General features: G+C 72.4%; 15 protein-coding genes. 11 read left to right on the top strand and 4 right to left on the bottom strand.

The features are described 5' to 3' along the window. Positions 1-52 precede the first annotated feature (52 nt). The 11 genes from CP969_RS09135 to CP969_RS09085 all read left to right on the top strand — a co-directional run bounded on the left by CP969_RS09135 (position 53) and on the right by CP969_RS09085 (position 11012). A complete protein-coding gene (locus tag CP969_RS09135) occupies positions 53-346 on the top strand; it encodes a hypothetical protein (protein WP_026085316.1) in 294 nt (97 codons plus the stop codon). A gap of 64 nt (positions 347-410) precedes the next feature. Continuing rightward, entirely contained in the window at positions 411-605 is a 195-nt protein-coding gene (locus tag CP969_RS09130) for a hypothetical protein (RefSeq protein WP_016827003.1), read from the top strand. 235 nt (positions 606-840) lie between these two features. Further along, positions 841-1122, top strand: a complete 282-nt coding sequence (tatA, locus tag CP969_RS09125) for a Sec-independent protein translocase subunit TatA (RefSeq protein ID WP_004990318.1) — start codon at positions 841-843, stop codon at positions 1120-1122. Between the two features lie 92 nt (positions 1123-1214). Beyond that, on the top strand, positions 1215-2084 hold the full coding sequence (gene tatC, locus CP969_RS09120; RefSeq protein WP_016827004.1) for a twin-arginine translocase subunit TatC: 870 nt from the start codon (positions 1215-1217) through the stop codon (positions 2082-2084). Positions 2085-2115: 31 nt separating this feature from the next. After that, the gene (locus CP969_RS09115) at positions 2116-3006 is read left to right on the top strand and encodes a diacylglycerol kinase (protein WP_016827005.1); all 891 of its coding nucleotides are present in this window, start codon (positions 2116-2118) and stop codon (positions 3004-3006) included. A 41-nt stretch (positions 3007-3047) separates the two neighbouring features. Next, positions 3048-5906 carry a DEAD/DEAH box helicase gene (locus CP969_RS09110; RefSeq protein ID WP_016827006.1) on the top strand — a complete coding sequence of 953 codons (2859 nt, stop codon included), beginning with the start codon at positions 3048-3050 and terminating at the stop codon, positions 5904-5906. A gap of 488 nt (positions 5907-6394) precedes the next feature. Further along, complete coding sequence (locus CP969_RS09105) at positions 6395-8035, top strand: sensor histidine kinase (protein WP_167540241.1); 1641 nt, start codon at positions 6395-6397, stop codon at positions 8033-8035. After that, positions 8032-8439: a roadblock/LC7 domain-containing protein gene (locus CP969_RS09100; protein ID WP_004990332.1), complete on the top strand. Its 408-nt coding sequence runs from the start codon at positions 8032-8034 to the stop codon at positions 8437-8439. Before CP969_RS09105 ends, CP969_RS09100 begins: the two co-directional genes overlap by 4 nt. Further along, a complete protein-coding gene (locus CP969_RS09095) occupies positions 8436-8843 on the top strand; it encodes a DUF742 domain-containing protein (RefSeq protein ID WP_004990333.1) in 408 nt (135 codons plus the stop codon). The genes CP969_RS09100 and CP969_RS09095 overlap by 4 nt, the downstream gene beginning before the upstream one ends. Beyond that, entirely contained in the window at positions 8824-9444 is a 621-nt protein-coding gene (locus tag CP969_RS09090; RefSeq protein WP_004990334.1) for a GTP-binding protein, read from the top strand. Before CP969_RS09095 ends, CP969_RS09090 begins: the two co-directional genes overlap by 20 nt. Before the next feature lie 53 nt (positions 9445-9497). Next, complete coding sequence (locus CP969_RS09085) at positions 9498-11012, top strand: cytochrome P450 (protein WP_016827007.1); 1515 nt, start codon at positions 9498-9500, stop codon at positions 11010-11012. Here the strand turns inward: CP969_RS09085 and CP969_RS09080 are convergent. From CP969_RS09080 to CP969_RS09065, 4 genes are all read right to left on the bottom strand, one after another. After that, on the bottom strand, positions 11006-11956 hold the full coding sequence (locus CP969_RS09080) for an RluA family pseudouridine synthase (protein WP_026085317.1): 951 nt from the start codon (positions 11954-11956) through the stop codon (positions 11006-11008). The genes CP969_RS09085 and CP969_RS09080 overlap by 7 nt on opposite strands. 112 nt (positions 11957-12068) lie before the next feature. Further along, positions 12069-12365 (bottom strand): hypothetical protein, encoded by a 297-nt coding sequence (locus CP969_RS09075; RefSeq protein WP_004990342.1) that lies wholly within the window; start codon positions 12363-12365, stop codon positions 12069-12071. 126 nt (positions 12366-12491) lie between these two features. Then, a complete protein-coding gene (locus CP969_RS09070) occupies positions 12492-13337 on the bottom strand; it encodes a siderophore-interacting protein (RefSeq protein WP_004990345.1) in 846 nt (281 codons plus the stop codon). 115 nt (positions 13338-13452) lie between these two features. Beyond that, positions 13453-14382: a 5'-3' exonuclease gene (locus tag CP969_RS09065; RefSeq protein ID WP_223887153.1), complete on the bottom strand. Its 930-nt coding sequence runs from the start codon at positions 14380-14382 to the stop codon at positions 13453-13455. Positions 14383-14389 lie beyond the last annotated feature (7 nt).

The following is a 14389-nucleotide window of genomic DNA, read 5'->3' as shown; positions in this document are numbered from 1 at the left end:
ACGCGCAGAACGCGGTGCGGGACCGGCAGGACGACAGGCGGGAGCGAGTGCTTTGAGCGAGTCGGCGGTGTCTGAGGTGCGGGGCCTGACGGTGGCGTCCGCGTTCGCGGGGATGAGGAACGTGGCCCCGGTCGTCTTCCGCGCGGGCTGCCCGGACTGCCGGGAGCGCTTCGAGCTCGCCGCGAGCGCGCTGCGCCTGGCCATCGGCGCCAGCAGCCGCACCACCTTCTACTCCTTCACCTGCCCCGGGTGCGGGGCGGCCGTCCGCAAGCCGGCCGGGGAGCGGATCGTCGAGCTGCTCACCGGCGGCGGGGTGCGCACGCTGCGGCTGCACTCGACCGTCTGACACCGGGGCACGGGGAAGGAGGCCCGGCGTCGGACACCCGCGGGGACGGTCTAGGCTCGCCTCCATGTTCTGGCCGATGTTCGCGGTTGCCGTGGGTTTCCTGGGTCTCTTGGTGCTCGGGGTGTTCGCCGTCCGGGTCTTCGTCGAGGCGCAGCGGCTCGGCAGGCAGGTCACGGACGCCGCGCACCGCATCAACCGGGCCGCCGAGGACCTGGAGCGCGCGGCGGCCGGTGCGGCCCGTTCCGCCGAAGCGCTCTGAGTACCCCTCCCGGCGGCGGTTCGCCGCTGCGCCCTGTCGGGTTGTCGGAACCGGCGGGTACGCTGCTCAAGGCGGACCGGAGAACGAGGCCCGGACCGCGGACGGGAGTACGCACGGGGATTGCCGGAGGTTCACCTCTGAGCGTTACGATCGCTGCCAGCGCCGTCGTTCGGGCACGTGTCCGACCGGTCGGACAGCCACCCACCCACCCGCCTCGGTGAGAAGGTAAAGACTTATGGGACGGCTCGGACCCACCGAGATCATTCTGATCCTCGTCGTCATCATCCTGTTGTTCGGCGCCAAGAAGCTCCCGGACATGGCGCGCTCGCTCGGCAAGTCGGCCCGCATCCTCAAGAGCGAGGCCAAGGCGATGAAGGAGGAGAACAAGTCCTCCGCCCCGGCCGACCCGCCGGCCGGCGGCGAGCAGCCCCCGGCGCAGCGCACCATCCAGGCGGCCCCCGGCGACGTGACCAGCTCCCGCCCGGTCACGGAGCCGACGGACACGACCAAGCGCTGACGCAGGGCCGGTGATCTCCGGCCCGCCGCACGAGATGGGAACGTGGGTTGCTCAAGTCTGCCCGCAAGCAGGAGAAGGATCCCGAGGGGCGGATGCCCCTGGTGGAACACCTGCGTGAACTGCGTAATCGGCTCGCCAAATCCGTCGTCGTGATCGTCCTGGTGATGATCGTGGCCGCGTTCTACAGCGAGCAGCTCATGCAGTTCCTCGCGGAGCCGGTGCCGAAGTGCGAGGATCTGGCGAACAGCGACGGCGGCAACTGCGCCATCGTGTCCTTCAACACCCTGACGTCGCCGTTCACGACGACGATCAAGGTGAGCCTCATGGCCGGCCTCGTCGCCTCCAGCCCCGTGTGGCTCTACCAGCTCTGGGCGTTCGTCGCCCCCGGACTGCACAAGCACGAGAAGAAGTACACCTACGCCTTCGTCTCGGCCGCGGTCCCGTTGTTCGCGGGCGGTGCCTACCTGGCGTACGTCATCCTTCCGGTCAGTGTGAAGGTGCTCCTCAGCCTCACGCCCGGGGGATCGGCCAACATCCTGTCGCTCGACGAGGTCCTCGACTTCACCATCAGGATGGTGCTGATCTTCGGCCTGGCCTTCGAGCTCCCCCTCCTGCTCATCATGCTGAACATGGTCGGCATCGTCTCCGGCCGCCGCATGGCCGGCTGGTGGCGCGGTGTCGTCATGGGCGTCTTCGTCTTCGGCGCGGTCGCGACGCCCACGACCGACCCGGTGGGAATGATCGCGCTTTCCGGACCGATCATCCTCCTCTACTTCGCCGCTGTGGCGTTCTCCCTGCTCAACGACAAACGGCGGGCCCGCAAGGAGTCCGCGGGCCTCGACGACGACGAGGCGTCCGAGCTGGATCTCACCCCCGAGGCGGTCGATCCGGTGGAGCCCGTGACGGCCCTGCCCGAGCAGGCGACCAGGGACCGGGTCAACGGTTATGACGACGTGACCTGAGGAGCGGGCCGCAGCTCGTAGGGTCACTCCCGTGACCAGCGAGATCACCCTCTTCGTCAACCCCACCGCGGGCCGCGGCCGGGGCGCCCGTGCGGCGCGGTCGGCCGCTTCCGCGCTGCGGGCCGCCGGATTCTCGGTGCGGACCGTGCTCGGCGACACCCCCCAGGACGGCCTGGCCCGGGCGCGGGCCGCCGTCGCCGAGGGCACCGGCGCGCTGATCGCCGTCGGCGGCGACGGCATGGCGAACCTGGCGTTGCAGGCGGTGGTCGGCACCGGCACCCCGTTCGGCCTGGTCGCCGCCGGAACCGGCAACGACTTCGCCCGTGCCCTCGGACTGCCGCTGCGGGAACCGGCCGCCGCCGGCCGGATGATCGCCGACGCCCTCAAGTGCGGCCGGGTGCGCGACATCGATCTCGGCCGGGTCGGCGACCGCTGGTTCGCCGCCGTGCTCGCCTCCGGGTTCGACTCCCGGGTCAACGACCGCGGCAACCGGATGCGGCTGCCCCTCGGGCGCTTCAAGTACGACCTCGCGGTGGTCGCCGAGCTGGCCGCCTTCCGGCCCTTCCCCTACCGGATCACCCTCGACGGCGGCGAGGTCCGCGAGGTGGAGGCGACGCTGGTGGCCGTGGGGAACGGACCGTCGTACGGCGGCGGCATGCGGATATGCCCCGGAGCGGATCTCACCGACGGGCTGTTCGACATCACGGTGGTGGGCGAGTGCAGCCGGGCCACCCTGCTGCGGGTGTTCCCCGGGGTGTACCGGGGGACGCACGTCGACCACCCGGCGATCACCGTGCACCGGGCGGCGCGCGTGGAGCTGGCCGCCGAGGGGGTCACCGGCTACGCGGACGGGGAACCGGTCGGACCGCTGCCGCTGACCGCGCGGTGCGTGCGCGCCGCCGTGCGGGTCGTGGGCCCCTGAGCTGGGCGGAACCCCGGGGCCCGCGGTGACCGATCCGGATAATGATCGTCCTGTTGTCGGTACGGCCCGGTACGCTCGAAAGCACGATGACAGAGGACCTCTCACCGGCCGAGCGGTACGCGGCAGCACGCAGGCGCGCCGCCGAGCAGGCCACCGCGCTCGCCTCCTTCCGCGAGATGTACGACTTCGGCCTCGACCCCTTCCAGATCGAGGCCTGCCGGGCGCTCGAGGAGGGCAAGGGCGTGCTGGTGGCCGCGCCCACCGGTTCCGGCAAGACGATCGTGGGCGAGTTCGCCGTCCACCTCGCCCTGCAGCAGGGCAAGAAGTGCTTCTACACGACGCCGATCAAGGCACTGTCGAACCAGAAGTACGCCGACCTGTGCCGCCGCTACGGCACCGACCAGGTGGGCCTGCTCACCGGCGACAACAGCGTCAACTCCGACGCCCCGGTGGTCGTGATGACCACCGAGGTGCTGCGGAACATGCTGTACGCGGGTTCGCAGACGCTCCTCGGCCTCGGCTACGTGGTGATGGACGAGGTGCACTACCTCTCCGACCGCTTCCGCGGCGCCGTCTGGGAGGAAGTGATCATCCACCTCCCCGAGTCGGTGACCCTGGTGTCCCTGTCGGCGACGGTGTCGAACGCCGAGGAGTTCGGCGACTGGCTCGACACCGTCCGCGGCGACACCGAGGTGATCGTCTCCGAGCACCGGCCCGTGCCGCTGTTCCAGCACGTGCTCGCCGGGCGCCGGATCTACGACCTGTTCGAGGAGGGCGAGGGCCGCAAGAAGGCCGTCAACCCCGACCTCACGCGCATGGCGCGCCTGGAGGCCAGCCGTCCGCCGTGGGGCGACCGGCGGCGCGGGCGGGGCAACATGCGCGAGGCCGACCGGGAGCGGGAACGCAGGCAGCGCTCGCGGGTGTGGACGCCGAGCCGGCCCGAGGTCATCGAGCGGCTCGACGCCGAGGGCCTGCTGCCCGCCATCACCTTCATCTTCAGCCGTGCCGCCTGCGAGGCCGCCGTCCAGCAGTGCCTGTACGCGGGGCTCCGGCTCAACGACGAGGAGGCGCGGGCCCGGGTCCGCGCGCTGGTGGAGGAGCGCACCGCCTCCATCCCGGCCGAGGACCTGCACGTCCTGGGCTACTACGAGTGGCTGGAGGGCCTGGAGCGCGGCATCGCCGCCCACCACGCGGGCATGCTGCCGACGTTCAAGGAGGTCGTCGAGGAGCTGTTCGTGCGCGGCCTGGTCAAGGCCGTGTTCGCGACCGAGACCCTCGCCCTCGGCATCAACATGCCCGCCCGCTCGGTGGTGCTGGAGAAGCTCGTCAAGTGGAACGGCGAGCAGCACGCCGACATCACCCCCGGCGAGTACACCCAGCTGACCGGCCGGGCCGGCCGGCGCGGCATCGACGTCGAGGGCCACGCGGTGGTGCTGTGGCAGCGCGGCATGAACCCCGAGCACCTCGCGGGGCTGGCCGGCACGCGCACCTATCCGCTGCGCTCCAGCTTCAAGCCGTCGTACAACATGGCCGTCAACCTGGTCGAGCAGTTCGGCCGGCACCGTTCGCGCGAGCTGCTGGAGACGTCGTTCGCGCAGTTCCAGGCGGACAAGTCGGTGGTCGGCATCTCGCGGCAGGTGCAGCGCAACGAGGAGGGGCTGGAGGGCTACAAGGCCTCCATGACCTGCCACCTCGGCGACTTCGACGAGTACGCGCGGCTGCGCCGCGAGCTGAAGGACCGGGAGACCGAGCTGGCCCGCCAGGGCGCGGCGCAGCGGCGCGCGGAGTCGGCCGTCGCGCTGGAGAGGCTCAAGCCCGGTGACGTCATCCACGTGCCCACCGGCAAGTACGCGGGGCTGGCGCTGGTCCTCGACCCGGGGCTGCCGGCGGGCCGTTCCAACGGCCACCGCGGCTTCGACCAGCACGACGGTCCGCGCCCGCTGGTGCTGACCGCCGAGCGGCAGGTCAAGCGGCTGGCGTCGATCGACTTCCCGGTGCCCGTGGAGGCGCTGGAGCGGATGCGGATCCCGAAGTCCTTCAACCCGCGCTCCCCGCAGTCCCGCCGGGACCTCGCCTCCGCGCTGCGCACCAAGGCCGGGCACATCGCCCCGGAGCGGCACCGCAAGAAGCGCTCCCAGGCGGCCGACGACCGGGAGATCGCGCGGCTGCGCAAGGCGATCAGGGCGCACCCGTGCCACGGCTGCGACGACCGGGAGGACCACGCCCGCTGGGCCGAGCGCTACCACCGGCTGCTGCGCGACACCTCGCAGCTGGAGCGGCGCATCGAGGGCCGGACGAACACCATCGCCCGCACCTTCGACCGCATCGTCGCGCTGCTGACCGAGATGGACTACCTGCGCGGCGACGAGGTCACCGAGCACGGCAAGCGGCTCGCCCGGCTGTACGGCGAGCTCGACCTGCTGGCCAGCGAATGCCTGCGCGAGGGCGTCTGGGAGGGGCTGGCCCCCGCCGAACTCGCCGCCTGCGTCTCGGCGCTGGTCTACGAGGCCCGGGTCAGCGACGACGCGATGGCGCCCAAGCTGCCCTCGGGCAGGGCCAAGGCCGCGCTCGGCGAGATGGTCCGCATCTGGGGCCGCCTGGACGCCCTGGAGGAGGACTTCCGGATCACCCAGACCGAGGGCGTGGGCCAGCGCGAACCCGACCTCGGCTTCGCCTGGGCCGCCTACATGTGGGCGTCCGGCAAGGGCCTGGACGAGGTGCTGCGCGAGGCGGAGATGCCGGCCGGCGACTTCGTGCGCTGGTGCAAGCAGGTGATCGACGTGCTCGGCCAGATCTCGGCCGCGGCCCCGGCCGCCGAGGGCTCGACGGTCGCCAAGAACGCCCGCAAGGCGGTGGACGGGCTGCTGCGCGGCGTGGTGGCCTACTCGTCCGTGGGCTGACCCGCGCGGGGCGCTCCGCCCGTGCCCGAGGTCCCGTACGCCGCCGCAGCCCGGTGCGCCCCGCGCGCGCCGGGCTGCCGCGTCCCGTGCGCCTCCCGCGGAGGCGTCACCGGCCGTTTCCGCGGGCAGGATCGGGACCCGTGCGATCCGGCGCCGTTCAAGGGGCCGCCCGAGCCGTCCGGTGCTGTCGTGGAGACCTTTTCACCCGTGACGGTGAGTGATTTTCGCACACACTTCCGCCGTCATTCCTCGTGCTCGAATGATCTCTCGGTGTGTAAATAGGCTCGAGCGTACTCCTGTCCCAGGAGCCATTTCCGGCACTTGCTGAATATGACATGGCGATGATCCGGTCGGACTAAGCTCGCCCGCAGCGCACCGAGTTGGGATGGATTCGTGCGCTTGTTCCCCATGGTGCGGAACGCCCCACAGCTTCCCGAGATGCCCCCGCACGTACCCCGACCACCAGCCGATTCGTTTCAGAGGCCTACATGGTGAGTGTCCAATCCCCGCCCGGTCGCCGTGAACTCCCTTATGCGCGCGTGCTGTTGCTGCCGGCCATAGCGATGGCCGCGGTAGCCGGAGCCGCCGTCGCCCTGGTGACGGAGCCCGCCCGGATCGCCGTCGGCCTGTGCGGTGCCGTCGCCACCCTGCTGGTGACCGCCGCCGCGGCCGAGGCGGCGCGCCGCGGCCGTGTGCTGCGCGACGCGCGAGCCGAGCACGAGCGTCACCGTGCGCGTCTGGAGGCGCGGATCGCCGCCCACGACACGGAGACGCACTACTTCACGAAGCAGGTCTTCCCCGCGGCCCTGGACCACCTGCACCGCGGGAACGACCCCGACGAGGTGCTCCGCGCCCTGCCCGGGCTCGACCCGGCCTGGCGCGACCTGCCGCGGTACCAGATCGAGCTGCTGAGCACGACGCTGCGGATCATCGACGAGGAGGAGAACCTGCGGGACTCCTCCCAGCGCTCCTTCGTCAGCATCGCCCGCCGCGTCCAGGCGATCGTCCACCAGCAGGCCAAGGAACTCCGGGAGATGGAGGAGGACCACGGCCGCAACCCCGAGGTCTTCGACGACCTGCTGCGCATCGACCACGGCACGGCGCTGATCGGCCGTCTCGCCGACTCCATCTCCGTGCTCGGCGGCGGCCGCCCCGGACGCCAGTGGCCCATGCCGGTCGCGCTCTACAGCGTCCTGCGCGGCGCCATGTCCCGCATCCTCGAGTACCGCCGCATCGAGCTGAAGTCGATCGCCAAGGTCAACGTCAAGGGCATCTCCGTGGAGCCGGTCATCCACGCCGCCGCCGAACTCCTCGACAACGCCACGCGCTACTCGCCGCCGAGCACCAAGGTGCACGTCACCGCCACGGAGGTGCAGACCGGCGTCGCCATCGAGATCGAGGACGCCGGCGTCAGCCTCGACGAGCACGCCCGGGCCCGGATCGAGGGCATCCTCGAGCGTGCCCAGAGGGGCGTCGACCTCCAGGAACTCGGTGCGAGCCCGCGCCTCGGCCTCGCCGTCGTCGGCCGGCTCTGCGCCGCGTTCGACATGAAGGTCTCGCTGCGCGCCTCCGCCTACGGCGGGGTCCGCGCCGTCCTCGTCGTGCCGAGCGACATGCTGACCGAGGAGCCCGGGGTCGGCCTCGCCCACGGCATCGGGGCGACCGCCGTGCCCCACCAGGTCGACGCCCTGCCGGGGCCGCAGCGCGCGCCCAAGAAGCGCCGCCCCACCAGCCCCCGCGTCCCGGCCGCGGTCTCCCTGGAGGACGACGTCCCCGAGGTCACCGAGTGGACCGCGGGCGGCCTGCCGCAACGCCGCAGCCGGGTGAAGACCCCGCTGAGCCGGCGGTACGCCGAGCAGGCGGCCGCCGAACGGGCCCGGCGCGAGGCCGCGGAGCGGGGCGAGACGTACCGGGACCCCTGGGCGACCGTCACGTCCGAGCCCGAGCAGCCCGAGCAGAAGGAGGACCGTGAACCCGGTCTGTGGGTCGACGCCTTCTGGGAGGGCCTGAAGAAGGACCTCGAACCGGGCGTCCACCCCACCGACTTCACCCGGAACCCGACCGCCTACCTGCATCTCATCAACGAACCGGCCCGCACCGAGGCCGATGACGAGGGGGACCTCAAGTGATCCAGCAACGAGCGAACTTCGACTGGATGCTCAAGGAGCTCGCCGACGGCGTACCCGGCGTCGAGATGATCGTGGTGCTCTCCGCCGACGGCCTGCGCATCGCCCGCCACGGCGGTGACCCGGACGCCGCCGACCGGGTCGCCGCGGCCTGCGCGGGGGTGCAGAGCCTCGCCGGGGCCGTCGCCCAGGAACTCCCGGGCAGCGACGGCGAGATGAAGATGGTGCTCATCGAGATCAACGGGGGCTACTTCTACCTGATGGCGGCCGGGGCCAACGCCTACCTCGCGGTGCTCTCCGACATGACCTGCGAACCCGGCCGCATGGGCGGCATGATGCGCGACCTGGTCGTCCGCATCGGTGCCCACCTCACCACCCCGCCCCGACGGAACGGGCAGACCGTATGACTCCTCCGCAACGCCACAGGCGCGTCCCCCGGGGCGAGTCCCCGCCCCGGCCGGCCGAGCGGGCCGGGGCGGGAGGGGGCGGCAACCCGGAGCGGCTGTACGTCGTCGCCGGTGCGGACGGCGAACGCGCGGACATCGATCTCGTGACGCTGATCGTGGCGCGCTCCCCGGACCCCCCGCCCTCCGCCACACCCGAGCAGGCGGCGCTGCTCCGGCTCTGCGTCGCCCCCCTGTCCGTGGCCGAACTGTCGGCCTATCTCAGCCTGCCGTTCAGCGTGGTGACCGTGCTGATCACCGAGATGCTGGCGGCGGAACTGGTGCAGGCGCGCTCCCCGATCGTCCGCCAGGCGCTCCCGGACCGTTCCCTTCTCGAAGCGGTGATGCATGGACTTCAACGGCTCTGACACCATCCCGGGCCCACGGGCCGAGGACCAGTTGCCGCACACGGCACAGGCCGCGGCGAAGATCGTGATCGTGGGCGGATTCGGGGTCGGCAAGACGACCATGGTCGGCGCGGTCAGCGAGATCAAACCGCTGACCACCGAGGAGACCATGACGCAGGCCGGCATCGGGGTGGACGACGACTTCGGCTCCGCGTCCAAGACGGCCACCACGGTGGCCATGGACTTCGGCCGGATCAAGATCACCGACCAGTTGGTGCTGTACCTCTTCGGCACCCCGGGCCAGGAGCGCTTCTGGTTCCTGTGGAACGGGCTGTTCGAGGGGGCGCTCGGCGCGGTGGTGCTGGTCGACACCCGTCGCCTCGAGGTCAGCTTCGACGTCATGGGGCGGCTGGAGGAACGCGGTGTGCCGTTCGTCGTCGCGGTCAACTCCTTCCCGGACGCGCCGCGCTACCCGATCGCCGATCTGCGCGCCGCCCTCGACCTGTCCGAGGACATTCCGATCATGGAGTGCGACGTACGGCGCCGCGCCTCCAGCCGTGACGTCCTGATGACGCTGATGCGGTTCCTGCACTCCCTCGCCATGACGGGCTCGCTCACCTGAGTCCGGGTCCGCCCCCGTCCAGACCCCCAGCCCTCGCTTTCGGAGCGACCACTGTGACGCCTGAATCCCACTCCCCGACCGGACACCCCCCGACCGGAGCGGACGTCCCCCGGCCCGGTCCGCCCCCCGGCTGCCCCGCGCACGGCCAGGGCCCCGGGGGGCTGCGCCGACTGCACGAGGCGGACGACCTGAGGAAGCTGTACGAGGAACTCCGGGCCGAGCACGGCCCGGTGGCACCCGCGCTGCTCCACGACGACCTGCCGGTGTGGGTGGTCCTCGGCCACGCCGAGAACCTGCACATGGTGCGCACCCCGGCGCAGTACTGCCGGGACACCCGCACCTGGTCCCCGCTCAGGGAGGGCCTGGTCAGGCCCGACCACCCGCTCATGCCGCACATCGCCTGGCAGCCGATCTGCGCCCACGCCGAGGGCGACGAGCACAAGCGGCTGCGCGGCGCCATCGACGCCGCCGTGGCGACCATCGACTTCCGCACCCTGCGCCGGCACATCAACCGCAGCACCCAGCGCGTCGTCAACCGGTTCTGCGAGAAGGGCGAGGCCGACCTCGTCGGCCAGTACGCCGAACACCTGCCGATGGCCGTGATGTGCCAGATCCTCGGCATGCCCGACGAGTACGACGACCGGATCGTCGAGGCCGCCCGCGACATGATCAAGGGCACCGAGACCGCCAACGCCAGCAACGCGTACATCGTGGAAGCCCTGGGCCGCCTCACCGCCCGCCGCCGGGCCGAGCCGGTGAACGACTTCGCCAGCCACCTCGTCACCCACCCGGCCGGACTGACCGACGAGGAGGTCAGGGAACACCTCAGGCTGGTGCTCATCGCCGCCTACGAGACCACCGCCAACCTCCTCGCCAACGTGCTGCGCCAGGTGCTGATCGACCCGCGCTTCCGCGCCCAGCTCAACGGCGGTCAGATGACGGTGCCGGAGGCGGTGGAGCAACTGCTCTGGGACGAGCCGCCGTTCAGCACCACCTTCGGCTACTTCGCCAAGCAGGAGACGGAGCTCGGCGGCCGGCGCATCCGCAAGGGCGACGGACTGCTGTTCGCGCCCGCCCCGGCCAACGTCGACCCGAGAGTGCGCCCGGACCCGACCGCCGACATGCAGGGCAACCGCTCCCACCTCGCCTTCGGCGGCGGTCCGCACGAGTGTCCCGGCCAGGACATCGGCCGCGCCATCGCCGAAGTCGGCGTCGACGCCCTGCTCATGCGGCTGCCCGACGTCGAACTCGACATCGACGAGGACGAGTTGGTCTACACCGAGTCCATCGCCTCACGTCACCTGGTGGCGCTGCCCGTCCGGTTCACCCCGAGGCCGCAGCAGGACGTGACGCAGCGGCCGAGTCACCAGAACGAGCCGCCCGTGCGGCAGGACTGGCACATCGGCGCCGCCCGGCCGCAGCCCACGCCCTCCGCGGCGGCGGCGTCCGAGCGGCGTGCCGAGCCCGCGCCGCCCCCCGGGCCGGTGCCACCGCCGCAGCCGGCGGCGGAGCCGGCCCGGCCGCGGGGCGCGTGGCAGCGCTTCCTGCTCTGGTGGCGCGGCTACTGACCGGCGGCCCACTCCTCGTACGAGGACCACGCCACGAGCTCCCGGCGGCTGGTGAACCGGTGCTCCACGCCCGTCACCGGATCGGTGAACTCCAGCACCCGTGCCAGCAGTTGCAGCGGACGCCGGAAGTCACCGGCCGGGACGGGGGCGGTCACCTCGGGATACAGCGGGTCGCCGAGGATCGGCACGCCCAGGGCGCTCATGTGCACCCGCAGCTGATGGGTCTGGCCGGTGCCGGGCACCAGCCGGTACCGGCCCGGGCCGTCCACCCGGAGCTCGGTGAGCTCGACGAGGGTCAGCGCGTTCGGCTCGCCCTCGACCTCCCGGGCGGCGAGCTCCCCGCGCTCCTTCACGATCCGGCTGCGCACGGTCCGGGGCAGGTCCAGCCCGGGGTCGTAGGGGGCCACGGCCTCGTACTCCTTGTGCACCCGCCGGTCGCGGAACAGCGTCTGGTACGCGCCGCGCTCGCCGGGGCGCACCGTGAACAGCACCAGTCCCGCGGTGAGCCGGTCCAGACGGTGCGCGGCACCGAGCTCCGGGATGCCGAGCTCGCGGCGCAACCGGGCCAGCGCGGTCTGGGCGACATGGCTGCCGCGCGGGGTGGTGGCCAGGAAATGGGGCTTGTCGACGACGACGATGTGCTCGTCCCGGTGGACGACCTCCAGCGGGAAGGGCACCGGCACCTCGGCGGGCAGCTCCCGGTGGAACCACAGGAACAGACCGGGTTCGTACGGCGCGTCCGCCGGCACGGCCCGGCCGTCCGCCCCGACGATCAGCCCCGCGGCGAACATCCCGTCCACGACACCGGGCCCGGCCGAGAGCCGCTGCACCAGGTGATCCCGCACCGTGGCCCACGACCCCCCGGCGGGCAGCCGCACCCGCACCGGGTCCACACCGTCGCGCTGCGGCAGGGGAGGGGGCGGGGCCGGGCGTCTGCGTCTCACGGTGAGCAAGGGTACGAGGCCGGTCCGCGCGCAGGGGCACCGGACGGCACGGCCCGTCCCGCGGGGCTCCCCCGCGGGACGGGCGGCGCCTTCGGGGTCGTCGCGACACCTCCTAGGCGTCCGGTGCGTCCGTCCCGCCCTGCTCCTCGTGCCGTGCCGCCCGTTGCACCCGGGCCTCGACCTCGTGGCGCGGCAGGCCCTCGTCGCGCGCGTACTCGCTCACCGAGACCCGGACGTCCCGGGCCAGATCGCGCCAGGCCCGCCAGGCGGTCTCCCAGGTGGTGGTCTGCTGTCCGCTCCACTGGGCGCGGGTGGACGGGTCATAGGCCTCCCGCAGCTGCTGTACCCGGACGTGTGCCTCGTCCGCGGCGCGCTGCTTGGCCACGAGCTCTTCGAAGGTGTGTGCCACGCGCCCGGATCCTCGGGCAGTGGCGCGCCCGGCACCGGCTCGCCACGCCGACCGGGCCGGTGCGGGCGCCCCGGTTCACCCGGCCGGAGCCATGGACGCGGCGCGGCCCGGGCGGCGAGGGGGAGGTCAGGAGGAGGCTTCCGCCTTCTCCTGCTCCGCCTCGATGCGCGCGTTCCACTCCGGCTTGGAGGCCTGCCAGCCGTCCTCGTTGTGGCCGAGCCGCCAGTAACCGGAGATCGACAGGTCCTCGCGCGGAATCCCGCGCTCGACCCGCAGCAGACGGCGCAGCTCCTTCACGAAGTGGGCCTCGCCGTGGACGAAGGCCTGCACCCGGCCCTCGGGGAAGTCCAGGCCCCGTACGGCCTCCACCAGCGCCTCGCCGACACGGCGGTCACCGCGGTGCAGCCAGCGGATCTCCACATCGGAGTCGATCTTCTGCTCCTCCTCGGGGCCGGCGACCTCGACGAAGGCGTACGCCGCACGGCCCCGCGGCAGCGCCTCCAGGGAGCGGGCGATCGCGGGCAGCGCGCTCTCGTCGCCGACGAACAGGTGCCAGTCGGCGGACGGGTCCGGGGCGTAGGCGCCGCCCGGTCCCAGGAACCGCACCACCTCGCCCGGCCGGACGCCGGCCGCCCAGGGGCCGGCCAGGCCCTCGTCGCCGTGGATCACGAAGTCCAGGGTCATCTCGCGCTGCTCGGCGTCCCAGTGGCGCACGGTGTACGTCCGGGTCACCGGCCACTGCTCGCGCGGCAGCTCCTCCCGGATGCGCTGCAGGTCGAAGGGTTCCGGATAGGTCACCCCCGCGGGCGGGAACAGCAACTTGACGTAGTGGTCCGTGCAGGTGTCCGCGGCGAGGCCGGCGAGGCCCTCGCCGCCGAGCACCACACGGTGCATGTGGGGGGTCAGCCGCTCGGTGCGGACGACCTCGGCGGTGTGCGGCGTGCGCGAAGTACGTGCCGGTCGCTCTGCCATGCGGGCCTCCCAGCCGTGGTAGTTAGGTTTACCTAAGCTAACACTCCGTTCGTGGTGGGTGCCTCGCCGGCGGACGGTCCGTCCGGTTCACCGATCTTCGGAAGACGCCCGCGGCTCACCCCGAGAGGGTCGTCAGCAGGCGCTGCAGCGACCCTCCCAGACCCCAGCGGGCCGCCAGGGACTCCAGCGCGGCCGGGTCGCGCGGCGCGCGCGGCAGCACCGTGTCGACGTCCGGGAGCGGGACGTCGTCCGCGACCCGGACGACCGCGGGAGCGACCGCGAGGTACGGGCGCGCCCCGTCCAGGCGCTTGCGCTGCGACGGCGTGAGCTTCGCCTGCCGGTCGTCCACGGCCGCCAGGATCCCGGCCAGGTCGCCGAACTCGGCCAGCAGCTTGGCCGCCGTCTTCTCGCCGATCCCCGGCACGCCCGGCAGGCCGTCGCTCGGGTCGCCGCGCAGCAGTGCCAGATCCGCGTACCCCCGGCCGTCCACCCCATACTTCTCGCGCAGCACGGCCTCGTCGGTGACCTGGAGCGTGCCGACGCCCTTCAGCGGATACAGCACCCGCACCCCGCGCGCGTCGTCCACCAGCTGGTACAGGTCGCGGTCGCCGGTGACGATGTCGACCGGTCCCTCCGCCCGGGCGGTGAACGTGCCGATCACGTCGTCCGCCTCGTACCGCTCGACCCCCACCCGTGCGATGCCCAGCGCGTCGAGGACGGCCTCGATCACCGGCACCTGGGGCGAGAGCGTGTCGGGCACCTCCTCCTCGTCCGGGCCCGCCGCCTGCTCCCGGGCGACGCGGTGCGCCTTGTAGGAGGGGATCAGCTCCACCCGCCACTGCGGGCGCCAGTCGGCGTCCATGCAGGCCACCAGGTGGCCCGGCCGGTGGTCCTTCACCAGGCGGTCGATGAAGTCGAGCAGCCCGCGCACGGCGTTCACCGGCGTGCCGTCCGGGGCCCGGACGGACTCCGGGACGCCGAAGTAGGCGCGGAAGTACAGGGAGGCGGTGTCGAGGAGCATCAGTCGTCCGGTCACGCTCCGCATCATGCCG

The sequence above is a fragment of the Streptomyces viridosporus T7A genome (genome assembly GCF_008704515.1).
Lineage (GTDB): Bacteria > Actinomycetota > Actinomycetes > Streptomycetales > Streptomycetaceae > Streptomyces > Streptomyces viridosporus.
The sequence above is the reverse complement of the archived record's forward strand: the minus strand, read 5'-3'. Positions and strand labels throughout refer to the sequence as shown.